The sequence below is a fragment of the Acetivibrio clariflavus DSM 19732 genome (assembly GCF_000237085.1).
GTDB classification, from domain to species: Bacteria; Bacillota; Clostridia; order Acetivibrionales; family Acetivibrionaceae; genus Acetivibrio; species Acetivibrio clariflavus.
This window is the reverse complement of record NC_016627.1, coordinates 1,562,997-1,585,856: the sequence shown is the minus strand read 5'-3', so window position 1 is coordinate 1,585,856 and position 22,860 is coordinate 1,562,997. Positions and strand designations below refer to the sequence as shown.

22 protein-coding genes are annotated in these 22,860 nt (G+C 34.8%); 3 read left to right on the top strand and 19 right to left on the bottom strand.

The window, feature by feature from the left end; translation table 11 throughout:
• Positions 1 to 22: 22 nt before the first annotated feature.
• The 9 genes from CLOCL_RS06755 to CLOCL_RS06715 all read right to left on the bottom strand — a co-directional run bounded on the left by CLOCL_RS06755 (position 23) and on the right by CLOCL_RS06715 (position 11,354).
• The gene (locus tag CLOCL_RS06755; protein WP_014254640.1) at positions 23 to 448 is read right to left on the bottom strand and encodes a hypothetical protein; all 426 of its coding nucleotides are present in this window, start codon (positions 446 to 448) and stop codon (positions 23 to 25) included.
• Positions 449 to 1,069: 621 nt separating this feature from the next.
• Entirely contained in the window at positions 1,070 to 2,041 is a 972-nt protein-coding gene (locus tag CLOCL_RS06750) for an ABC transporter ATP-binding protein (RefSeq protein WP_014254639.1), read from the bottom strand.
• A gap of 2 nt (positions 2,042 to 2,043) precedes the next feature.
• A complete protein-coding gene (locus CLOCL_RS06745; protein ID WP_014254638.1) occupies positions 2,044 to 2,826 on the bottom strand; it encodes an ABC transporter permease in 783 nt (260 codons plus the stop codon).
• On the bottom strand, positions 2,823 to 3,644 hold the full coding sequence (locus CLOCL_RS06740; protein ID WP_014254637.1) for an ABC transporter permease: 822 nt from the start codon (positions 3,642 to 3,644) through the stop codon (positions 2,823 to 2,825). Before CLOCL_RS06740 ends, CLOCL_RS06745 begins: the two co-directional genes overlap by 4 nt.
• A 244-nt stretch (positions 3,645 to 3,888) precedes the next feature.
• Positions 3,889 to 6,888, bottom strand: a complete 3,000-nt coding sequence (locus CLOCL_RS20980) for a beta-propeller domain-containing protein (RefSeq protein ID WP_014254636.1) — start codon at positions 6,886 to 6,888, stop codon at positions 3,889 to 3,891.
• Positions 6,881 to 7,429, bottom strand: coding sequence for a sigma-70 family RNA polymerase sigma factor (locus CLOCL_RS06730; RefSeq protein ID WP_014254635.1), 549 nt, complete (start codon positions 7,427 to 7,429; stop codon positions 6,881 to 6,883). Before CLOCL_RS06730 ends, CLOCL_RS20980 begins: the two co-directional genes overlap by 8 nt.
• A 201-nt stretch (positions 7,430 to 7,630) precedes the next feature.
• Positions 7,631 to 8,989 (bottom strand): PFL family protein, encoded by a 1,359-nt coding sequence (locus CLOCL_RS06725; RefSeq protein ID WP_014254634.1) that lies wholly within the window; start codon positions 8,987 to 8,989, stop codon positions 7,631 to 7,633.
• Between the two features lie 11 nt (positions 8,990 to 9,000).
• Positions 9,001 to 9,270, bottom strand: a complete 270-nt coding sequence (locus CLOCL_RS06720; RefSeq protein ID WP_014254633.1) for an ACT domain-containing protein — start codon at positions 9,268 to 9,270, stop codon at positions 9,001 to 9,003.
• 233 nt (positions 9,271 to 9,503) lie between these two features.
• Positions 9,504 to 11,354, bottom strand: a complete 1,851-nt coding sequence (locus CLOCL_RS06715) for an EAL domain-containing protein (RefSeq protein ID WP_014254632.1) — start codon at positions 11,352 to 11,354, stop codon at positions 9,504 to 9,506.
• A gap of 333 nt (positions 11,355 to 11,687) precedes the next feature.
• On the opposite strand from CLOCL_RS06715, the gene CLOCL_RS06705 reads away from it, so the two are divergent.
• Together CLOCL_RS06705 and CLOCL_RS06700 are read left to right on the top strand one after the other, a co-directional pair.
• A complete protein-coding gene (locus CLOCL_RS06705) occupies positions 11,688 to 12,989 on the top strand; it encodes a putative DNA modification/repair radical SAM protein (RefSeq protein WP_027621292.1) in 1,302 nt (433 codons plus the stop codon).
• Positions 12,989 to 13,735 carry a TIGR03915 family putative DNA repair protein gene (locus CLOCL_RS06700; RefSeq protein WP_014254630.1) on the top strand — a complete coding sequence of 249 codons (747 nt, stop codon included), beginning with the start codon at positions 12,989 to 12,991 and terminating at the stop codon, positions 13,733 to 13,735. The genes CLOCL_RS06705 and CLOCL_RS06700 overlap by 1 nt, the downstream gene beginning before the upstream one ends.
• 118 nt (positions 13,736 to 13,853) lie before the next feature.
• Here the strand turns inward: CLOCL_RS06700 and CLOCL_RS06695 are convergent, their stop codons facing one another.
• From CLOCL_RS06695 to CLOCL_RS06650, 10 genes are all read right to left on the bottom strand, one after another.
• Complete coding sequence (locus CLOCL_RS06695) at positions 13,854 to 14,276, bottom strand: CD1247 N-terminal domain-containing protein (protein WP_014254629.1); 423 nt, start codon at positions 14,274 to 14,276, stop codon at positions 13,854 to 13,856.
• A gap of 229 nt (positions 14,277 to 14,505) precedes the next feature.
• The gene (gene efp, locus CLOCL_RS06690) at positions 14,506 to 15,063 is read right to left on the bottom strand and encodes an elongation factor P (protein ID WP_014254628.1); all 558 of its coding nucleotides are present in this window, start codon (positions 15,061 to 15,063) and stop codon (positions 14,506 to 14,508) included.
• Positions 15,064 to 15,441: 378 nt separating this feature from the next.
• The gene (locus CLOCL_RS06685; protein WP_014254627.1) at positions 15,442 to 16,527 is read right to left on the bottom strand and encodes an aminopeptidase P family protein; all 1,086 of its coding nucleotides are present in this window, start codon (positions 16,525 to 16,527) and stop codon (positions 15,442 to 15,444) included.
• A 61-nt stretch (positions 16,528 to 16,588) separates the two neighbouring features.
• Positions 16,589 to 17,017: a type II 3-dehydroquinate dehydratase gene (gene aroQ / locus CLOCL_RS06680; protein ID WP_014254626.1), complete on the bottom strand. Its 429-nt coding sequence runs from the start codon at positions 17,015 to 17,017 to the stop codon at positions 16,589 to 16,591.
• Positions 17,014 to 17,877 (bottom strand): TIM barrel protein, encoded by an 864-nt coding sequence (locus CLOCL_RS06675; protein WP_014254625.1) that lies wholly within the window; start codon positions 17,875 to 17,877, stop codon positions 17,014 to 17,016. The genes aroQ and CLOCL_RS06675 overlap by 4 nt, the downstream gene beginning before the upstream one ends.
• A gap of 166 nt (positions 17,878 to 18,043) precedes the next feature.
• Positions 18,044 to 18,316: a late competence development ComFB family protein gene (locus CLOCL_RS06670; protein WP_014254624.1), complete on the bottom strand. Its 273-nt coding sequence runs from the start codon at positions 18,314 to 18,316 to the stop codon at positions 18,044 to 18,046.
• Positions 18,317 to 18,414: 98 nt separating this feature from the next.
• Positions 18,415 to 19,221 (bottom strand): prepilin peptidase, encoded by an 807-nt coding sequence (locus tag CLOCL_RS06665; protein WP_014254623.1) that lies wholly within the window; start codon positions 19,219 to 19,221, stop codon positions 18,415 to 18,417.
• 105 nt (positions 19,222 to 19,326) lie between these two features.
• A complete protein-coding gene (locus CLOCL_RS06660) occupies positions 19,327 to 19,704 on the bottom strand; it encodes a type II secretion system protein (RefSeq protein WP_014254622.1) in 378 nt (125 codons plus the stop codon).
• 299 nt (positions 19,705 to 20,003) lie between these two features.
• The gene (gene aroE / locus CLOCL_RS06655) at positions 20,004 to 20,885 is read right to left on the bottom strand and encodes a shikimate dehydrogenase (RefSeq protein ID WP_014254621.1); all 882 of its coding nucleotides are present in this window, start codon (positions 20,883 to 20,885) and stop codon (positions 20,004 to 20,006) included.
• A 55-nt stretch (positions 20,886 to 20,940) separates the two neighbouring features.
• Positions 20,941 to 21,459: a YqeG family HAD IIIA-type phosphatase gene (locus CLOCL_RS06650; protein WP_014254620.1), complete on the bottom strand. Its 519-nt coding sequence runs from the start codon at positions 21,457 to 21,459 to the stop codon at positions 20,941 to 20,943.
• A gap of 324 nt (positions 21,460 to 21,783) precedes the next feature.
• Here CLOCL_RS06650 and CLOCL_RS06645 point away from each other — a divergent pair, with 324 nt between their 5' ends.
• Positions 21,784 to 22,851: a branched-chain amino acid aminotransferase gene (locus CLOCL_RS06645; RefSeq protein ID WP_014254619.1), complete on the top strand. Its 1,068-nt coding sequence runs from the start codon at positions 21,784 to 21,786 to the stop codon at positions 22,849 to 22,851.
• Positions 22,852 to 22,860 lie beyond the last annotated feature (9 nt).

The window sequence follows — 22,860 nt, the reverse complement described above, 5'->3', positions numbered from 1 at the left end:
AAATCAAAGACTTCATCAAAGTTTATTGTCTCAATAAAATCTTTGGATTGCAAATAACATGGTGCACAGTAAGTATTTCACTTATTAATTTCTTGGCTATGGAACTTGAAGCAACAAATTCTATTTTACCATATCTTTGAATTTGATATTTCCCAATGCTTTCAATTATCTTTCCTAAATTTCCTTTGTCATTACACTTTACAACCCAAATTTCATCATAATGTTCAAAGCTACTTATACTGACATTAAACGTTATATCATCTACTAAAACATTAAAACATCTATTCTCATTAAAGAAAAATCCCTCTTCCCTTAATGCTTCAATTTCAAAATATATTTCAATATCATATTCTGAAACCAACAGATTAAGAATATTTCGTACTTCTTTGTCATCATGAATACCAAAATCTGCAATTAATTCACTGCAATTTACTTGAAAAGGGTTCATCTTTTGACCTCCCTTTAATATAGTCTATTATTATTTCAATTTTCATATCCATTTTGTGCAATTAATCTCTATTTACGGTATCTCTTTAAATTTTATGATATTTTAAGTTTATCAAATACTTCAATAAAAATCTTTACTGTTTTTTCGCTTCGTCAATCTCTTTTTCAAAAAAACTTGCGGAATACTCAATTAACCTATCGAATTCCATACCTCTGTAAAACATATCCATCCGATAATCAAGAGATGAGTTCAGCAATACATCATGCAGCGTGAAAACAGAAAAAACTACAGGGTGTATAATATAAAATAAAGAGGATTTATGTCTTTTTTAGCATTAAAATTTTCTTTAAATCCGGTTTCCGCAAAAAATCAAAAATATTCCTGTTTAACACCACCAATACATCTTAAAATATCAAGCAGTAAAATTATCCATATTTCCCTCAGGATGTTTTTCTATTAATTATAACGCAGGATTGTACAAAAAGGTTACACCAGTATAGAGAATTTTCTATACTGGTGTAATAACAGACCGGTAAAATTAGAATCTCAATTCTTCAAAATAATAGTACGACTTGCAGTGTATTTTATACGGTAGTAAACTTATTCAATCTCTTTTTCCTGCTAAATTGTATAAAGCTTCTTTATAACTTCTTCAATGGGAAGCTCCTGTAAGGTCATATCTTTTATAGTACTGCTACTGTTTATATAATCAATGAACCGGTTGAGTTCCGTTATGCTAGCGTCCAACTCCAATTCCGCATTAAATTCCGATAATTTATTCTTAACCATTACACCCGGCATTTCCAATGCCGGCAATGGCCTTTGGGTAGATATGGATACCAGCTTTTTGCTTCCAAGATGACTCTTTAGCGCCTCAATTGTATCGTCGAAAATCATTTCACCGTGATTTATAACTATCACCCTTTTGGCAAGCTGCTCTATATCTCCAAGGTCATGGGTTGTGAGAATAAAGGTTACTCCCTGTTTGTTCATTTCAAGGATAAACTCCCTGATTTTCTCTTTTGCAATTACATCCAGTCCAATGGTTGGTTCATCAAGGAATACAATCTCAGGATTGTGCAGCATTGCCATTATAAATTCACATTTCATTCTCTCACCCAAAGATAAAAGCCTTGTTGGTTTTTTCACAATATTCTGCACTTCCAATAATTCCACCATAAAGTTTAGTCTTTTATTAAACTCGCTATCCGGTATGGAATAAATAGCCTTATTTAGATTAAAAGCATCCAAGGGTGGTATATCCCATAAAAGCTGCGATTTCTGCCCAAATACCGCACCAATATGGGCCACATATTTCTTTCTGTCCTTCCACGGTGTATATCCCAATATATCAACTTTTCCACTGGTAGGAAAAAGAATTCCGGTCAAGACTTTCAGAGTTGTAGATTTTCCCGCACCATTAGGACCTAAAAATCCCACCAGTTCCCCCTTGTCTATACTGAAAGAAATTCCTTTCACTGCTTCAACCAATTTGGTTTTTCTGATGAAAAGGCTCTTTACTGCCTCCCCAAGGGTGTTTCCCCTTTCGTAAGATTTGTAAGTTTTCTTTAAATCTTCAACCTTAATTATCATAATCAACCACCTGCACTGTTATATCGTCTAAACATTGCTTTCCAGAACAATAAGCTGGCAAATAAAAATATAATACTCACGACCACCGCAATTAAAGTCCCTTCTGCCGGTCTTCCCAATAACTGAGATGCCGGAATGTAACCTAACATTGCAATCGGTATTACAGAGGTTATAAAAGTTACGACAGCTTTTGAAAAAATATTTGCAGGATACATTCCAAAATTGGCTATAGAGTAAAAAATCTCATACACTCTGTAATTGCCAATCCACACTATTCCCAATCCCGAAAGGATGAGACCAAATCCAAACATTACCACTAAAGACACAAAGAACAGTGCAGCAAATTTCAGCCAGAGTAGCAAACCTGGAAAAGGAATATTAGCCAGCGAAACAGAAAATAATACTATTCCTCCTAACAGCTTTCCAAGGTCTTCAGAATCGAATCCCGTTACAATAATCATTTGGAGTACCGACCTTGGCTTAATAAGAAGCAGGTCAAAGGTACCTTCCTGCACCCTTTGGATTGTATTCCATACCATACCGAAAAAAAACGGAAAAGAAATCCCCCTAGACAGCATAAATACTCCCTGAATAAGCAGTGCTTCATACATACTCCATCCCGGCAGTGATGCACCGTTTTTATAAACGAGATAAGTCACTAAAGGACCAAATGCTTCCACAATAAGCATAATTAGAATACTGATAAAAAAATCTGCACGGTATGCCATTCTCACTGCAAGAGCAGACTTAATACCTTGAAGGTGTAATCGAACTGCATCTATCATGCACCCACCCCCGTAAACCTTTTTGTTCCCAAATGCCATAACAGTTTGTATATCAAAAACATTATTACAACATATATTGCCTGCAATCCTACTACTTCAGGAATGGACATACTTATTCCGGCAAGCTCGTAAGAACCCATAAAAACTCTTATAGGAACATAAGCTATAAACTGAAAGGGCATATAAAACAATATTTTTTGAATAAATCCCGGAAAAAGTGTCAGCGGCAGCAGACTCCCTGCACATACATCCCTCAATACCAGAAAGGCTCTTCTTAAGCCTTCTGTTTTAGTAAGCCAGAATCCAGTTATCCCAATACAGAAATTTGTAAGGAAAACAAGTAAGAAACTTAACATTACCGACAGCGAAGTCCAAAAAAAACTAGCAGGCACAAGGTTAATTTTAAAAACAAATAAAAACAAAGCATATACCGGTATAAACTCAACCCATAATGCCAACAGCCTGTGGCCTATTTTCTGACAAATCGCATAATAAAAATAAGAAATAGGTCTTAACATAAACGTTATAAATCCACCTGTTCTAATATGCCATTGAAGATCCATATCACTCGAATCATAGGTAAGATAGTTTATAACATTTACGATACCGTAGTAGGTAAGCATTTGGGTTAAAGTCAATCCTGTGACAGTTTCCCGAGTTGAATATATGGCATTCCAGATAAATACCTGTACAATGAAAAATACAGGTCCCACGAAAACCGATACAGCCATATGGCTCCTATAAGCCACCCACTCTTTGTATGTAGTAAAAACCGTTGCCCTAAATATATCCAGCTGCCTTTTACATATATTCTTCATCACAACACAACCACCTAATATGTTGATAAGCAATTATACTAATTTATAATTCCAATGTCAACGTTAAATTCAACCTGTTATTTTCAACATCCTTGTACTTCTTTCTGTCAATGAAAACAAACACTGAAAATCTCTTCATTTAGTAATACAGTTTATAGATCGATCAAGCATTGAAAAACCAAAAAAAGAGGGATACTACAAACGCTTGTTGCAGCACCCCTTTTCTTCATAAAAGCTATAAATATTATTCGAGCTCTATTTCAGAAATCTCTTTCATATCACTGTATCGTGTTGCCTTAACCTTATCCCCTGAAAAGGTATACAGTGAATCGTTGGCATAAATAATACGGTTAATAAACGATTTATTCTCGTTTATGTATCCACCGTAATACTCATTTTCTTCAAAGTAATCTAAATGAGTAATTCTCCCTCTCAGTTTGAAACCGTCGTTACTATTTACATTATAAACATAGGCACCTTGATATGAGAATGTTCCATAAGCTCCAGCTGAACTTTTTTCATTTTTTTCGTAAAGAGTTACCGGGAATGCCATCAATTCAAGGTTCTTCATATACATCAATGCCTTGTGATTTCTTAATAGTTCCGATTCGGTTCCCCTGTCTCCAATTATCTCAACAAATTTCTCCTTTGGATTATTGACATCCGACACATCAAATATAGCCATTTTTATACCTTGATAAAAGGAAAAATTCTCATTCCCACCGGCAGTATCCTTGCCAAACCCTATAATATGATTTTCATCCAGTGGATGCAAATACTCACTGTAACCTGGAATCTTCAGCTCTCCTAAAACCTTAGGCTTTTTCGGATCCTTCAGACTTATGACAAACAGTGGATCTACAGTCTTGAAGGTCACAAGATAAAGCCGATCTCCCATAAACCTCGATGCATAAATACTTTCCCCCGGCGCAAGCCCTTCCAATGAACCGCACACATTCATATGAGCATCAAGAACATAAACATTACTGGAAGCATATTGCCACTTGCCTTTTTGTGTGGTTATTCTAAAGTACCCATCATACTCATCCATTGAAAACTGATTATGCACCATTCCCGGAACAAAGGCACTGTCAAAGTCACCAATATTTCCATTTTCTATCTTTATACGGTAAATGCTTGTTCCATAGTTTAAGAAATTAAAACCGTCAAAATCATCATCGACAAGGCAATGGAAAAAATCTTCCATCGGTGCTTGGATAAATGTACTTAAATTTGTCTCCACAATATAAATATGTTCCGTAGATACATACACTGTTTCTCCGCCTCCACCTATATAGGCTTTAACCTGAGCTTCACCGTTTGGATTATCAATAGGTAAAGCTGCCACAACATTAATTTTCCTGAAGTTATCACTAAATTTTCCCCGCATAAGGAATAAGTCTTTATAGTTAATTTCCCTTCTTGATTCGCCTAAGGTAGAGTCCGTATAACCGGGTTTGGATTGTCCATAATCGATATATGCCGTTGTAATAATATATAAATGGTTTTCAATAAGTCGGGACGTCAAATACGGGTAATCAAACTTAAGGCTTCTCTCCAAAATAGGATTTGTAGGATCACTTATATTGTAAATTCTCACAAATGTACTGCTAGTATTTTCTTTATACCATTTTTCTAACTGATAATCTATGTAATCATCGGTTAAGACAACAGCAACATGGTCTTTATACAGAAACAATTCCAAAGGATATAAATTTTCCTGTAAAAAATCATATTTATAAACTGTTTTCATCTGTTCCGGTGGATAAGCTCTCAAAATAAACAACTTACTGTCATTCAGATAATACACATAATCCCCGTCAGTCTTTATTACATCAGCTTCATCCACCATTTCAACCTGAGTATTGGTAGTTGAATAATCATCACTCGATTTTGTTAATGTCCCAGCAGCAACATCCTCGATACCTCCATATAAATTACCATCCATGGAATTAACGGCTTGAGCAATATAGTTTCTTGTAAGATCTGCAAATAAGAAATCCAAATCAAGTTTATTGATTATAGCCCCAACAGCCAATTTGTTAAACATAAACAAAGACTCTGTTACATTACTTACATCTGAATATAATCTTTCTGGTATAAAAGGAAGCTTGCGACGTTCAAAAAAATCATCAACTTCATTATTATTTGAAAAAGTCTCCAAAAAAGGTTTCTGATGTATCAATCTCGGGTAAACAACATAAGGAACAAGCAAACAAAGCAGATATATTGAGGCTGCTGCCGATAATCCCAATATAAAAGCACGACGTTTTAATAACATTCTTTTATTTACAGTTTCTACTTCTGATTTCTCTATTTTATTTTCGGATAAAGCTGTTTCAGCCTTTAAATCTACTTGAAGGCAGCATCTTTTCTCCAACTGTACAATAACAGTCATAAAAATATTAAAAGCAAAAAACAGTACAAATCCGTTTAGAATCGAAACAAACCCATTACCGTAAACTCTTTCAACACTAAAACCAATTATCAAAATTAAATAACCGATTATTCCAATGTATTTCAATATTTCTATCCAAAAAGCTTTCATGCTTAGTTTCCATTTATACTTAAATTTATAATTATCGTCAAACCTCAATATTAGCAAGTTTTTCAACTTAACAATAATCATATCCACCACAGAGAAAACTGCTATCAGTAGTATAAGTACGAGCAATATTGAGGATATTTCAAACCTATAGAAAAATGAATGGTTTATTATTTTCTCAAATAATCTACAAAATAATACAAAGATAAAAATTTTACTTGCCCAAGACAATACAAAATAAGCCGCATAACTTAAAGTTGTTTTATTTGTAGGCACAATCTTTGCAATGTTAATTTTTTCACTGTCTGCATAAAACATAACTTTATATACACAAAGGGATAAAACACTCAACATAAAAATATAAAATACGGTTGGAACTATGCCGCCAAAACTTAAGTTGATTCCCGAATCTCCGAGGAATCCGTCCATCCATGCAACAAAAGCCGCTGAAGTAAAAAAGAGTATCTCAATAATACTTAATATCAAAGCAATCAATAAAATCCTCGATTTTTTTGGTATTAATGCTTTTTTGCATTTTGCTTCCGATATTCCTGCTTTATGTAATACCGATGATTTAATCCTGTTGGCGGTATCCTTATCAATTTCTACGTTAAACTCAGAAGCATTAATTGAGCTTAAAAGTTGTTCGGTTTCACTTACATCCAGATTATCCAATTCATTAATTATTCTGTCATCCATCCAATAACACACCTCCTAATGATTCCCTTAATTTCACAAGACCTCTTGATATCTTTTTGTCAACGGTATTGGCTTTTATACCGTAGGCTTGAGCAATTGCCTTTGTACTCTGCCCAAGATAATACTTGCGGATAAATATCTCACTGTCCGGATTACCCAAATTCTTTATAGCTTCAATCAGTACATGTTTTGTTTCTAAATCCGGTAATTCTTCGCCTTCAACAAGTTCAATTGAACTTTCGTTCCCTTGTACAATATTTTTAATAAGTTTCGTATTTTCTCTATATAAGTCAATAGCCTTCCTTTTAGCTATAACACAAAGAAATGACTTTATAGAGCCTTTACTTAAGTCAATATTTTCACGCTGTTTATAAAACTCATAAAACACAGTACTGACGCATTCTTCAATATCTTCTTTACAGCAAACGTCTCCAAGCTTATTCTTAACTATGGTATATATAAGTCCCATATATGTATCCATAAGCTGCATTAATCCTTTCTCAGCGTCAGATTTTAAATCATCCAGTAATATCGAATCCAATGAATCACCTTCTTTCAAGTTTCAATTCATTTCAATTATTATATTCGGTATAATTGGAAGAAATCTGACAGGAAATTTTAAATTTTTAACAAGAAGGGCAAAATTTTAATAGGAGCTCAAAGCTCCTATTAACAGTGTATTTAAAATATTTCTTTTATATTGCAGTAAGAAGTTTTAATTACTTTATTTATAAATTTGAGCTTAATTTCTAAGGCTGTGCAAAGGTGCAGGAATACGTCCTCCCCTGTCTATAAATTCTTTGCTGCTGAATTGGTTTACTCTCATAACAGGTCCGGAACCTAAAAGCCCTCCAAATTCAACCATATCACCGACTTTCTTTCCCGGTGCCGGAATAATTCTGACTGCGGTGGTTTTATTATTTACAACTCCAATGGCAGCTTCGTCGGCAATAATAGCTGAAATGGTTTCACTGCTTGTATCTCCCGGAATCACAATCATATCCAGTCCCACAGAACATACACAAGTCATTGCTTCAAGTTTTTCAATTGAAAGAGCACCGTCAACAACCGCATTAACCATTCCTGCATCTTCACTGACAGGAATAAACGCTCCGCTCAATCCTCCTACAAAGGATGATGCCATTACACCACCTTTTTTAACTGCATCATTCAATAGAGCCAATGCGGCAGTAGTTCCATGCGTTCCGCATTTCTCCAAACCCATTTCTTCAAGAATATGGGCTACACTATCTCCGATGGCTGGAGTGGGCGCCAATGACAGGTCTACAATCCCAAAGGAAACTCCCAAACGTTTTGACGCTTCCATTGCTACCAATTGTCCCATTCTGGTTATTTTAAAAGCCGTTTTCTTGATTGTTTCGGAAACCGTTTCAAAATCTGCACCTTTAACTTTTGCCAAAGCACTTTTTACGACACCCGGTCCGCTTACACCTACGTTAATGACACATTCCGGTTCACCTACTCCATGAAAGGCACCCGCCATAAAAGGATTGTCCTCCGGTGCATTGGCAAATACAACCAGTTTGGCACATCCCAGTCCACCTCTGTCAGCTGTGAGCTCTGCACACTTTTTAATTATCTGCCCCATTTCCTTTACTGCATCCATGTTTATTCCCGTCTTGGTTGTAGCAAGATTAACCGAAGAACATACCTTATTTGTTATACTCAAAGCTTCCGGAATAGACTGTATAAGTTTTCTGTCGCCATTGGTATATCCCTTGTGCACTAAAGCGGAAAAACCACCAATAAAGTTTACTCCCACTTCATCGGCAGCCTTGTCCATAATCTGTGCAAATTTCACATAATCGTCATCATCACAGCTTTCGGCAATTAATGATATCGGGGTTACAGAAATCCTTTTATTAATGATGGGAATACCGTATTCTTTTTCAATATCCTCTCCAACCTTTACAAGATTGGCGGCAAGACGCGTTATTTTATCGTATATTTTTCTTCTTGCAACATTTCCGTCATGACTTGCACAATCTCTAAGAGAGATGCCCATTGTAATGGTTCTTATATCAAGATTATCTTCCTGAATCATTTTTATTGTTTCAATTATCTCAAAAGGTTTTATCACAAAATTCCCCCCTATATCTGGTGCATGGAATTAAAAATATCTTCGTGTTGGATTTTAACCGATAATCCCAATTCAACACCCTTTTTCTCCAGTTGCTCGGATAATTCCGAAAAAGGAACACACATCGCAGAAATATCCACCAGCATTATCATTGTAAATACATCCTGCATGGTTGTCTGAGAAATATCTAAAATATTTACATTGCAATTTGCCAGTATGTTACTTATTGCAGCAATAATCCCAACTTTGTCCTTCCCAATAACTGTAACAATCGCTCTCATCAGCGATTCCCCCTTTGACAAAAAATTATCATAGTAGTAATTATACTCGTACATATTGATATTAGCAACAATAATTTCTCCATCTTATATCAACCAGTGATTTGTAATTTTGTAAATACTTTTCACAATTATTCAAATTCAATTAATAGCACTCTGCAAAACTATGCAATATTTACACTCCCCTTGTAATTTGCATCGATTGCAGAAATACAAACATAAAAAATTTCGTGGTATTAAAAATTACCACGAAATTCTTCCAACTCGCTCTTTGCTTTCCTTAACAGTTTTTCAGCTTCATTCGGTGGTACGGGTTTGCTGAGCAAATACCCCTGAACTTTGTCGCACATATGATTTTTCAACAACTCCAGTTGAGCCTTTGTTTCAACTCCTTCAGCCACTACCAAAAGGTTCAGCTTATGTGCAAGACTGATGACGGATTTTGCAATAGTTTCTTCACTCGGACTGTTGGTTAAATCATGTACAAAACTTTTGTCAATTTTCAAAGAATCTATCGGTAACATCTTTAAATAATTCAAAGAAGAATATCCTGTGCCAAAATCATCCAAAGAAATCCGTATTCCTTTTTCTTTTAATTTTTTTAATACTTTAATGGTAAAGTCAATATCCTGCATAGCTGTACTTTCAGTAATTTCAAGTTCCAGAAGTGTGGGGTCCATGCCTGTCTCATCTAATATTCTCTCAATCATTTCAACCAGATTACGCTGCTGAAATTGCTTGGAAGACAGGTTGACAGCCATTAAAACAGGTTTGATACCTGATTTTATCCATTTTACATTCTGCTTACATGCAGTTTTAAGAACCCATTCACCCAAAGGAATTATCAGACTTGATTCCTCAGCTGCCGGTATAAATTCCATTGGCTGAACCAAACCAACACCTTCTCGTTCCCATCTTATCAAAGCCTCTACACCAATAATTTCTCCTGTGGCAAGTGCAATCTGCGGTTGATAAAACAGTACGAATTCTTCTTTTTCTATTGCATGTCTTAAATCACTTTCTAAATCCAATTTGTCTATTATCTTTCTTTTCATTGATTCCATAAACAGCTCATAATTGTTTTTCCCTGTCTCTTTCACTTTAGACATGGCTATATCGGCATTTCTCACTAAAACCTTTTCATCCTGTCCGTCAGTTGGATAAAGGGATATTCCAAGACTTGCCGTTATGTAATACTCCCTTCCTTCCAAAAACCAAGGATTTCTAAAGTTTTCAAGAATGCGTTCCGCAACCTTTGTAACATCAGTTATATCCTTTATCCCCGGTTGCAGAATAACAAACTCATCTCCTCCTAAACGTGCTACAGTATCCGATTCCCGCAAAAGTCCTTTAATTTTTTCTGCCACTTGCAAAAGTACCTTATCTCCGAAATCATGACCTAATGTATCATTAATAGTTTTAAAATTATCAAGATCGATAACAATAACCGCAAGCTTAGTATCACTGCTCTCAGCAGCAGCCAAAGCCGTTTTCAGCTTATCGAAAAACAACATTTTATTAGGCAGTCCGGTAATTCTGTCAAAATATTTCATGTCATATATCTTCTTTTCATTCTTCTTCAATTCTGTAACATCTTTTAAAATTGTTAATGCACCGATTATCTCATTCGATTCATTCATTAACGGTAAAATGCTTCCTGAAACAATTCGTTCCTTATCGTTTTCCATTGATAAAACAGAGACATTTTTTATATCCAGCTTAATTCCATTCGTAACCACTTTTTCCAATAAAATATTACAACTAAAACCATCCTGGTCCTTCAACATACTCAGCAGGTCACTAAAATTTTTATTCACAAACTGGTCTTTAGAAATGGAAAAAAGTTTATGCGCCTCACAATTGGCAAAGGTAACAATTCCCTTTTTGTCTGTTGCAATTATCGCTTCTCCTATACTTCTCATTGCAACTTTTAACAGCTCATCGTTTTTTTTAAGCTCTGTATATGCTTTTGAAAGCTTATCTTTGAAATACTTATTGCAAACTAAAAAAGCAATAATACCTATAATAAGTATAACAATCAAAATAACTATCGGTACAATAAAATTTTTTTCTATCCATAAAAGCATAGCATGCCTCCGATTTTTATATCACTGCGTTTTAAACCATAAGTTATTTAGAAACATTTTTAAGCCAATTTATATGAATTCATTTGTAACAAATCTCTTGATATCATTAACCCTCTTACTATTATTATCGATATTCCACATACAAAACTTAACAGCAGATACTACAAATTTTGCTATTTCGAACATATGTTTGATTTTTGCTATAATATGTGATAAAATTCTATTAAGACATAGAAAACCAACGACTTCAAACTCACAATATAATTTTGTTTGAATTACAAGAATGGAAATTACTTTAAACGGCATAATAAAGGTTTTCCTGGAGGTAAAAAAATGGAACTTCAAAAGAAACTTGAAATTCTCGCAGCAGCTGCAAAATATGATGTTTCATGTTCCTCAAGCGGCAGCAACAGGAAAAATTCCAAAGGGGGACTAGGTAACAGCAATCCCTTTGGAATTTGCCATAGCTGGTCCGATGACGGAAGATGTATATCTCTGTTAAAAATCCTTTTCACCAATTACTGCGTATATGATTGTGCATACTGTGTTAACAGATTGTCTAATGATATACCCAGAGCAATTTTCACTCCCCATGAAGCAGCTGCACTAACTATAAATTTTTATAGACGCAACTACATAGAAGGTTTGTTTTTAAGCTCATCCATAATTAAAAATCCGAATTATACAATGGAACAGCTTTATGAAACGGTACGGATACTTAGAAAAGAATACAACTTCAATGGTTATATTCACCTTAAAGCAATCCCGGGTGCAGATCTTAGCCTTATTGAAGCCTCCGGCAAGCTGGTGGACCGTATGAGCCTTAATATTGAATTACCTTCCACTCAAGGACTTAAGCTGCTGGCCCCTCAGAAAAAACGTGAAAACATTTTAAAACCCATGAAATTTGTAAACTCAAAAATAGCTGAAGCAAAAGATAACAGAAAATTTTTCAAGTCGGCCTCAAATTTTGTTCCTGCCGGCCAAAGCACTCAACTGATAGTAGGTGCCACTCCCGACCATGACCTCAAAATTCTGCGTCTGTCGGAAGGACTCTATAAAAACTATGGACTTAAAAGGGTTTATTATTCTGCATATGTCCCTGTTTCAACCAATCCCAATCTTCCTGCTATCAGCAAACCTCCTCTTTTAAGAGAGCATCGCTTGTATCAAGCCGACTGGCTTTTAAGATTCTATGGTTTTAAAAGCAGCGAACTTCTGGATGAAGAAAATCCAAATTTCGACACCTCCCTTGATCCGAAATGCTGTTGGGCTTTAAGAAATATGCATCTGTTTCCGGTGGAAATAAATAAAGCCGATTATGAAATGCTCCTTCGCATACCGGGCGTTGGTGTTCGCTCTGTAAAAAAAATTATGGCTGCAAGAAAAGTAAAGCAATTGGATTTCGATGACCTGAAGAAACTGGGCATTGTACTAAAAAGAGCAAGATTTTTTATAACTTGCAAGGGCAAGTACTTCAACAAAATAGGCTTAAACGAAACCCACATCCGCCAGGCACTTGTAGACAAAAGCCATATATCCCAGGATAATTGGGAGCAAATATCCCTATTCTCCGGCATAGGTGAAATACCCACCTTGGAAGACAAATTTATGAGTCTGGCAGGTGAAATATAATGATTAATTATTTGTACGACGGTTCCTTTGAAGGTCTTCTAACCTCTATATATGAAGCTTATTACAGGCATGAGCAACCTGACCACATATATTACTCCGATTACATACAAGTAAATCTTTTAGATACAAATATACAAATAACAACCGACTCTGAAAAAGCCGCCAAAGTATATGACAGCATTGGTCAAAAAATATCGCATCAGGCATTAAAAAATGTATATCATGCCTATTTATCCGAACTTAACGATATTGAAATAAAAATTTTGAATTATGTCAGGTTGGGATTTAAAAAAGGTAAAGAAGTAGACTTGTATCTTTCGGACGATAGAGTTTTGGCAATTCACACTGCTGCCAAAAAAGTTACCCGTGAATGTCATTTAATGGTTGGACTTTTGAGATTTAAACAATTAGAAAATGATATATATTATGCCCAGTATAAACCCGACCATAATATAACACCATTAATATCCGGCCATTTTGTAGATCGTTTTTCAGACCAGAAATGGGTAATTCACGATGTCAAAAGAAAATATGCCGCAGTATATGACCAAAAAAGCTGTATTTTTACGGATATTTCAGACGAAATGGTACCGTTAATTTCATACACCAGTGACAATTATGAAAAACTCTGGAAAAACTATTTCACCAATATTTGCATAAAAGAAAGAATTAATCCCAAACTGCAAAAACATAATATGCCGGTAAGGTATTGGGAATTCTTAACTGAAAAAAATTGTCTGATATAGTTTTTTAATCAAATATGGGCAAAGCTCAAATTTATTTGCAGTAATCATTCAAATTTATAAAAAAGTGCCGCTCACTACTTAAAAAAGTAGTTTGCGACACTTTTATTACTTATAAGTACTATTCGTCATCATCCTCATCGTGGTCACAACAATCATCACAATCACAGTCCCACTCAACTACTACATCTTTGCCGCAGTGTGGGCACTCAAAAGATTCTGCATCTTCATCGAGCATATCTTCTTCAAGCTCGATTATCTCTCCGCAATGCGGGCACTCTACTTCTGCAAGTATATCATCATCTTCGTCATCATCTTCACAATCAAAAACAATCTTTTCAACTTCTGCAAGATCTTCATCCAGATCGTCAATCTGTTCGCCAAGCTGCTCTTGAACTTCTTCAATATCATCGATGGCAAGTGCCATGTCATCCAAAACATCAATTATTGAACTCAGCAGTTTGCCCTCGTTGGTTTCAGTATTTATTTTCATACCTTCAGCTAACCCTTTCAGGTAAGCAACTCTTTCTTTAATAAAGCCCATAGATTTCTCTCCTTTACTTTGAATTTAGCAAGTAATAATATTTCAGTATTTCCCAATATTTTTTACATTAATTCTCACTGTTGACATTGATCAAGTGCACTCCTGAGTTATGATTCTTAAATTCTATCAATTCAATTGAAAGATTCACATATAAACACGGTAATACGGATTATCAGAAGAGCTTTGAAACAACGTCACATACTTCCATTTTACTGATATATTATACCCACTAAACCCTTTCTATATACTCACCTGTACGGGTATCTATCTTTATAACATCCCCATTGTCAATAAACAAGGGCACTTTAATTACTGCTCCGGTTTCAACAGTAGCAGGTTTTGTAGCACCGGTAGCTGTATCACCTTTGAAACCAGGTTCCGTTGCAGTTATCTTTAATTCAACAAAAGTAGGTGGCTCAATACCAAATACATTTCCTTTATGAGATAATATTTTTACTACATCATTTTCTTTCACAAACTTAAGAGCATCTCCAACTTTATCTTTTCCTAAGGGTAATTGCTCATAAGTTTCCAAGTCCATAAAATAATACAGGTCGCCATCGTTGTAAAGATACTGCATGTCCTTTCTTTCAATATGAGCTTTAGGCATTTTATCTGTCGGGTTAAATGTTTTTTCAATTGTAGCACCAGTTACAATATTCTTAAGCTTTGTTCTAACAAAAGCTGCTCCTTTTCCTGGTTTAACATGCTGAAATTCAACTATTTGAAAAATTTGTCCGTCAAGCTCAAAAGTTACGCCGTTTCTAAAATCACCAGCAGTTATCATTAAAATATCCCTCCAAAATTAATATATTGAAATCATAAAAGCTATGGGAAATTCCCTTTGCCTTTGTCTCTCAAATTCCATTACCAAGAGACCGATAATTCAATACTTTAATATATATTTTCATCAGGTCGCAATCAAAATAAACCATTCCACTTATATTCTCTGCTATGCCAATCTTCCTAACAGAAATGGCAATGGAAGAGCTTTTTTGAAAGACCTCATTAAATATATATTAAATCCCTAGTTTATATTAAAATAAAATCAAGCCAATTTCAAGAAAAAGTTTCTTTCTGAGAAAAATAATGCTAACCCACTGCATATAAAAAGCTTTTTTTACCTATATTTCATAAATCTTCAGTTCTCATAAAAATTTATGAACTACAATATTATCATATCCTTTGGGGAACTTGTCAATACCATGGGTTTATCATCATTAATTACTATCATGTCTTCAATTCTTACTCCTCCCAAACCGCTTACATATATTCCAGGTTCTACTGTCACCACCATACCGTTTCTCATTTTTATGGTGCCTTGCTGAGATAGTCTTGGATCCTCATGAATTTCAATCCCCACTCCATGTCCAAGACTATGACCGAAATTTTCCCCATATCCTGCATCAGATATTATATCTCTTGCAATCTTATCAATTTCTCTCCCGGTAAGACCGCTTACAGCACCATTGACTCCGGCCTTCTGAGCTTCCAAAACAATGCCGTATATTTTCTTTAGTTCTTCCTTCGGCTGTCCCACAAAAACTGTTCTTGTCATATCGGAACAATACTCATTACAAATTGCTCCAAAATCCATAGTAACTGCGTCCCCATGCTCAATAACCCTGTTTGACGCCACTCCATGGGGAAGACTTGACCGCCATCCCGATGCAACAATAGTATCAAAGGATGGGCCTCTTGCACCGTGTTTCTTCAGATAGTACTCAATCTCTGCAGCAATTTCCGTTTCCGTTACACCGGGTCTTATAAATTTCAACACATGGGAAAAAGCTTCATCTGCCACTCTTACTGCTTCTTTAATCAATTCAATTTCTTCAGAATCCTTGATAAGTCTCAGTAGCTCAATGGTTCTTTCCAAAGGTACAAGTTTATCTATGCTAAGGTTTTTGGAAAGATCATCATAAGCTTTATAAGTTATATATCCATCCTCAAACCCAAGAATTTTAACGTTATTTGCTGTCAGCAAATCGTTCAGAGTGACATTCAAATTACCCTGGTATTGAACAACTTCATATAATTGAGCCTGCTCCTTTGCCTGTTCGGTATATCTGAAGTCAGTAACAAGTATGGCCTTATCATGTGTAATAAGTAAATTGGCAAAAGTTCCTGTAAAGTTGGACATATAGATGTAGTTTTCTCTTTTGGTAATTAAAGCGGCATCTATGCCCTTTTGAGAAAGTATACTGCGAAGTTCCCTAATTCTTCTCTCTATTTGTTTTTTACTTACCATATTTACCACCTTAACTTAAATTAATTACAACTCTTAATGTTGAATAAACAAGAAAAATATACTATAACAGCGCTGCTGCATTCAATCCTAAAATATAGCTGTTACTTCCAAAACCGCATATTTGCCCTACACAAACCGGTGCAATGACAGAGTGACTTCTAAACTCCTCTCTTGCATGTATATTTGACAGATGAATCTCAATTGTGGGTATCTCAACAGCCTTTATGGCATCTCTTATAGCTATGCTGTAATGGGTATAAGCGCCGGGATTTATAATTATAGCGTCAGTATTTCCCCTTGCGGCATGAATCTTATCGATAATATCTCCCTCGTGGTTGGATTGGAAAAATTCTATATTCACATTAAGTTTTGCCGCTTCTTCAGCTACCTTTTTAGCTATATCATCCAAAGTTTCGGTTCCGTATACTTCTTTTTCTCTTGTCCCTAAAAGATTTAAATTCGGACCGTTGATTATTAATATTTTTTTCAACCTTTATCCCCCTCCGCTAAAGATTCATATATTTCTTTCATTTTAAGAGCATCCTCTGCCATATTAGCATTCGACTCACATATTATAACCGGTTCCATTCGTTTAATATGTAAAGCCTTTGCTAAATGCTCGAACTCAGGCCCGAACTGCAAATCGTCCAATGTCCAGTGCTTTTTCTCCCCGCCTTTCGTAAACTCAATTCTGCTAAAATGACAGTGCAAGTATTTTAATCTGAAATACCCCAATTCCTTCTCAATCTTTTCAAATATAGCCTGAAAATCCTCCGTTGAATTCAACGAACCTAAGTTCCTGGCATGAATATGGCCAAAATCCACTGTAGGTAATAGTCTTTCATCAATTTTGCATATTTCGATTATTTCCTCTAAAGATCCCAGTTGATTCTGCTTCCCTAACACTTCAGGGCATATGATTATATCATCAAGGCCTTTTTCCCTTGCCTCTTCCAATACTTCTTTCATAACTTTTTTTGCCATATCGAGTGCCCACTTTTTGTCCACTTTTCTGTAAGAACCGGTATGTACAACCACTCTTTTTGCACCCATCCATTTTGCACAAGTTAAAGTTTGTATAATATACTGTTTGGAATTAATCCTTTTCTCTTCCTGCTCACTTGCCAAATTTATATAGTAAGGCGCATGAATACTTAGGTATATATCGTTTTTCGCTGCCTCTTCACCTATACTTCTGGCAGTAGCTTCACCTACATTTACCCCTTTGCTGCATTGATACTCATAAGCGTTAAGTCCCATACTTTTGAGCCATGCAGGCATCTGAACCGATGATTTGTAACCCTGATTGTAAAAACTTTCTGAGTTCCCTGATGGTCCAAATCTTATCATTTACATCCACCTTTTGAAATAATAACGAAAAATACCTTGTCTTTTTCACATTTACCTCTGTATTTCCTCAAAAAAGACAATAAAAAATATATAAGCTTATTATATCTAAACTTATATATTTTTAAAACACAATATTTATATTTTTGTAATTTTACATTTCAAAAGGTCATACCTGATCATGTCTTGGATTACGTTTAACAAGTACAGCTGCCTTTGCTATGGCTGAAATGACGTCAACTTCAAACTGCTGCCTTAACGAATCAACTTTGGAATACAGTTCCCCCTTTTCTGTCACAATATATTTAGGAGGCAATTCATTTAAAGCTATAGCAGCAATATCCAAAATACACTTGTCGCAGGAACAAACATTTATATCGTCCAATACTTCTCTAATTGAAGAAAATACTATTTCCTCCATATAGTTTTTTATTTGCGCCATATTTTTCCCTCCCGACAATACAACAATATACAATTCCTAATACTTAATATCGAAATAACGGTAATTTAAATTAAATATTTTTTACCAAACCTCTTCAACTACATTCTTGAAAGCAATGTGTCAATATACATACCTAAAATATCCCAACCGAACAGATATGTTATAAATGTACCTACAACTATAAACGGACCAAAAGGAATAGTACTTCTTCGGTCTTTTATTTTTAAAATAATGAGAATAAAGCTTGTTACGCCAGCAACAATTATAGATATAAAAAGTGCCAAAAAAGTCATCTTCCATCCGAGAAAAATTCCTATCGGCGCAAATATTTTTATATCTCCTCCACCCATTACCTCATCGGTTTTGTAAATCTTTGCCGCTATCAATCCGATAGCCAATAGTGTACCTGAACCTGCTATCATTCCAAGTATGGGTTCCCACCATTGTCCTCCTCTGTAAATATCCAACGGAAAAAAAACATTGCAGACTATAATAACTATACCGGCCACAAGTCCTGTTACAACTATTTCATCTGGTATTATCCTGTGGTCCAGATCAATAAAAAATACCGGTATCAAAATAGACATCAGAAAAGCAGAAGCAAAAAAATCCAAAGAAATCCCAAAAGCCTTAAATAATATTGCAAAAACAATTCCTGTCATCAACTCAACCATTGCGTACCTGGGTGATATTTTGCTTCCACAGTACCTGCACTTTCCCTTCAAAAACAACCAACTAAAAACAGGAACAAGGTCAAAGGCATGAAGTCTATGACCGCAGCTGCCGCAATGGGATGGAGGATATGCAATATTCTCCCCTTTTGGTATACGGTAAATACACACGTTTAAAAAAGAACCTATAATCAATCCGATAACAGCAAAATAAACAGTCAAAACTATTTCCATTTTCTTTTCCTCTTTTGTATATAATATTTTATTTATATATTATATAGGATAAATGCTTTTATGTAAAAGATTTAATATGTAAATAAATTATAGAAGCGAGGATTGTCAATCGAGCCTTATCCAGCCTTCTCTGGTCATCCCTGTTTCTAATGCTCTAACATTTCCTGTCTTCTCATAATAATAAAAACCAAATCCATTCTGTTGCGGTTTAGGTATAGATCCAAGTTCTTTTTCAACTAATTCCAAAATGGACTCCGGTCCATTATCCAATGAAATAAATCCCTTTTCAATATTTCTCAGTATTATATTTTCAATTTCTTTAGCGTTAAAATTGTCGGTATTTACTTTTTCTTCTTCGAAATAATTAATAATGGAAGGTGCTGCAGCAGCAGCTAAAATACTAAAAATTACCGATATAACCATAAATTCCACAACAGAAAATCCTTTTTGATTTTTTCTCAGACTGTTCTTTCCGATAAACATACAACTTCCTCCTCGTATTTAATTGTATAAAAGTATTTATGCTTCTAAAAAACATAAAAAATAATATAAATTTCATCACCTTAAGGAAATGAAATTTTTACCGCATTATATATTATCGACATCTATCAATTTTTACTTTATATTCATTCATTTACAATATGTACTTAGAATTATAATTTAATGTTTTAATTACTTATAATATGGAAAATAGAAAAGGAATCTAAAAAAAGCAAAAAAAAAAGATTAAAATCAATAATCTTTTTGACCTTTATCTATTAAACAACATTTCCAATGAAATGTTAATTATTTAGAATTGTTATAAAAGAATTGTATAAATCTCTTAATATTTCTTCTGAAATTTTGACGCCTGTCCAAATTTCATAGGCATTTATTCCTTGATAAAAAAGCATTCCCAAACCGTTAATTATCTTACATCCTCTACTTTCCGCATCAGCTAAAAACTTTGTTTTAACGGGGTTGTAAATGATATCGTACACAATCTGTCCATTAAAATAACTGGTATCGCTTATAAGCGAATTGTCAATATCCGGACTCATTCCCACCGATGTTGTATTAATTATTATGTCACTTTCCTCAAAGGCCAATTTTAGGGTCTTATCCTCAAAATTATATACTTGGACAATTTCGGCGATATTTTCGTTAACAACTTCGGCCAATTCCACCGATTTTTGAGTTGTCCGGTTGACCAGGCTGATTTTTTCTGCCCCCTCCAGTGCAATTTTTACTGCAATGGGTCTGGCAGCACCTCCGGCACCTAGCATTACAACCTTTTTACCTTTAAAATCTGTCCCCGCAGCTTCCTTAAAAGCTCTCAAGAACCCTTCACCGTCAGTATTATAGCCATATAATCGTCCGTCAATTTTTTTTACCGTATTCACAGAACCCATCAATATAGCTTCCTTTGTATTGCCATCAAGAAATTTCATAATTTCCCGTTTATACGGTACAGTCACATTGAAACCCACAAATTCGGTAGCTTTAAGAGCCTTAACCAAAGTCTCAAGATCTTCTTTGTCCACTCTTAACGGTACATATATTAAATCCAACCCTAAAATTTTACTTAGCGAATTGTGAAGCTGCGGTGAAATAGAATGTTCTACGGGATTTCCGATTAATCCTAACAGTTTGGTTTTTCCGGTAACACTATAATCAATAACCATAATACCTCCTTTTGTTAAGCATAATAATATAAATATAATGAAGTTAAGCAAAAACTTAAATTTTATTTTTCTGTTCCATTAAATATTTCTCGTACTTTGAAAGTACGTACTTTTCTGCAATCCTTTTGATTTTGACATAAAAAACTTCTTTCTTATCAATTGGAGTAACAAGAATTGTAAACATATTTAATCTGTTGCCACCAAATATATCGGTAAAAATTTGATCACCAATAACTGCTGTTTCTTCTGCTTCTATACCCATAAGCTCTGCTGCCTTTAAAAAAGCTTTTTTGCTGGGCTTTGAAGCTTTGTGGATAGCATGAACCTTTAACTTTTCATTAAATTTTATTACTCTTTTTTGGGAAGCATTAGAAACAATACATACTTTAAATCCTGCTTCATTAACCCTCTCAATCCATTTTATCACATTTTCGTCAGGTTCTGCTACATGTTCCGGTACAAGAGTATTATCAATGTCCAGAATAAGCCCTTTTATTCCTTTATTTTTAAGCATGCTAAGCTCAATATCCTGAACCTTGTCAACTTTATGCTTTGGATAAAATATTTCTATCATAAATTCCTCCCAATTTTTCAAGACATAACATTTCTGTACCAAGTGTCTCTATTTTGAAATACAGAAAACTTCATTATATAAAATTATTACATCTATAATAGCAAATAATGTAACTCCATAGCAATACAACTAAAGCGTATTTATACCAATAATAATATATGAATTTTAAATTTTCTTTGCCTATTTTTATAAAAGTCTGGATTTTTAAAATAAAAAGTAGCATAATAATATATAAGATTTTCCTAGCCCTCATCGGCTTGGCAATAAAGGAGTTCAAATTCTATACTATATTTTTCGTTTATTTTTTGAAAGGGGTTAATCGATATGTCTTATCAAATCACAATTGAAAAAACAAAAAATCCAAAGCAAAAGCCTGATGAACACAACCTGGGCTTTGGTATTCACTTTACTGACCACATGTTCACAATGGATTATACAGAAGGCAAAGGATGGCATGATCCAAAAATTATACCTTATTCTCCATTAAGCCTTGATCCTTCATGTATGGTATTTCACTACGGACAAGCAATTTTTGAAGGGCTGAAGGCATATAAAAGCGTTAATGGAGATATACTTCTTTTCAGACCCAGAAAAAATATGGAAAGAGTAAACATCTCCAACGAGAGATTATGTATTCCTCCAATTGACGTTGACTTCGCTGTTGAAGCAATAAAAACCATAGTAAGGGTTGACCAGGACTGGATACCCAAATCGGAAGGTACTTCTCTCTACATACGCCCGTTTATTATATCAACTGATCCTTACCTTGGAGTCAGACCTTCCAATACATACAAATTTTTGATAATCCTCTCCCCTGTTGGAGCTTATTATAAAGAAGGTATCAATCCTGTAAAAATATACGTAGAGAATAAATACGTTCGAACAGTAAAAGGCGGAATCGGTTACGCCAAAACACCGGGCAACTACGCTGCAAGTTTGAAAGCTCAGATGGAAGCTAAAGAAAAGGGCTATACTCAAGTTCTTTGGCTTGACGGAATCGAAAGGAAATATGTTGAAGAAGTAGGTACGATGAATGTATTTTTCAAAATAAACGGAGAAGTTATTACCCCGTCATTAGAAGGTACCATTTTAGCCGGAATCACAAGAGACTCCACTATTGAACTCCTTAAATCCATGGGCGTTAAAGTTACCGAACGCAGAATTTCCATAGAAGAAATATATGAAGCCCACGAAAAAGGCACTCTTGAAGAAGCCTTCGGAACAGGTACAGCAGCAGTTATATCTCCTATTGGGGAACTCAATTGGAACGGTAAAATAATTCAGATAAATGACGGCAAGATCGGTGAAATATCTTCAAAAGTTTACGATACCATTACCGGTATTCAAAGCGGTAAAATTGAAGATCCCTTTGGTTGGATTGTTAAAGTTTAATTTTCATTT

Bases quoted from the DNA above. Each gene is read 5' to 3' on its own strand.
- CLOCL_RS06745 (WP_014254638.1), bottom strand. From the start codon at position 2,826: ATGATAGATGCAGTTCGATTACACCTTCAAGGTATTAAGTCTGCTCTT.
- CLOCL_RS06750 (WP_014254639.1), bottom strand. From the start codon at position 2,041: ATGATAATTAAGGTTGAAGATTTAAAGAAAACTTACAAATCTTACGAA.
- CLOCL_RS06755 (WP_014254640.1), bottom strand. From the start codon at position 448: ATGAACCCTTTTCAAGTAAATTGCAGTGAATTAATTGCAGATTTTGGT.
- CLOCL_RS20980 (WP_014254636.1), bottom strand. From the start codon at position 6,888: ATGGATGACAGAATAATTAATGAATTGGATAATCTGGATGTAAGTGAA.
- CLOCL_RS06665 (WP_014254623.1), bottom strand. From the start codon at position 19,221: ATGGAAATAGTTTTGACTGTTTATTTTGCTGTTATCGGATTGATTATA.
- CLOCL_RS06700 (WP_014254630.1), top strand. From the start codon at position 12,989: ATGATTAATTATTTGTACGACGGTTCCTTTGAAGGTCTTCTAACCTCT.
- CLOCL_RS06685 (WP_014254627.1), bottom strand. From the start codon at position 16,527: ATGGTAAGTAAAAAACAAATAGAGAGAAGAATTAGGGAACTTCGCAGT.
- efp (WP_014254628.1), bottom strand. From the start codon at position 15,063: ATGATAACTGCTGGTGATTTTAGAAACGGCGTAACTTTTGAGCTTGAC.
- CLOCL_RS06650 (WP_014254620.1), bottom strand. From the start codon at position 21,459: ATGATAGAAATATTTTATCCAAAGCATAAAGTTGACAAGGTTCAGGAT.
- CLOCL_RS06740 (WP_014254637.1), bottom strand. From the start codon at position 3,644: ATGAAGAATATATGTAAAAGGCAGCTGGATATATTTAGGGCAACGGTT.
- aroE (WP_014254621.1), bottom strand. From the start codon at position 20,885: ATGGTTATTGATTATAGTGTTACCGGAAAAACCAAACTGTTAGGATTA.
- CLOCL_RS06660 (WP_014254622.1), bottom strand. From the start codon at position 19,704: ATGTTTATCGGAAAGAACAGTCTGAGAAAAAATCAAAAAGGATTTTCT.
- CLOCL_RS06695 (WP_014254629.1), bottom strand. From the start codon at position 14,276: ATGGGCTTTATTAAAGAAAGAGTTGCTTACCTGAAAGGGTTAGCTGAA.
- CLOCL_RS06670 (WP_014254624.1), bottom strand. From the start codon at position 18,316: ATGGCGCAAATAAAAAACTATATGGAGGAAATAGTATTTTCTTCAATT.
- CLOCL_RS06715 (WP_014254632.1), bottom strand. From the start codon at position 11,354: ATGCTTTTATGGATAGAAAAAAATTTTATTGTACCGATAGTTATTTTG.
- CLOCL_RS06705 (WP_027621292.1), top strand. From the start codon at position 11,688: ATGGAACTTCAAAAGAAACTTGAAATTCTCGCAGCAGCTGCAAAATAT.
- CLOCL_RS06720 (WP_014254633.1), bottom strand. From the start codon at position 9,270: ATGAGAGCGATTGTTACAGTTATTGGGAAGGACAAAGTTGGGATTATT.
- CLOCL_RS06645 (WP_014254619.1), top strand. From the start codon at position 21,784: ATGTCTTATCAAATCACAATTGAAAAAACAAAAAATCCAAAGCAAAAG.
- CLOCL_RS06675 (WP_014254625.1), bottom strand. From the start codon at position 17,877: ATGATAAGATTTGGACCATCAGGGAACTCAGAAAGTTTTTACAATCAG.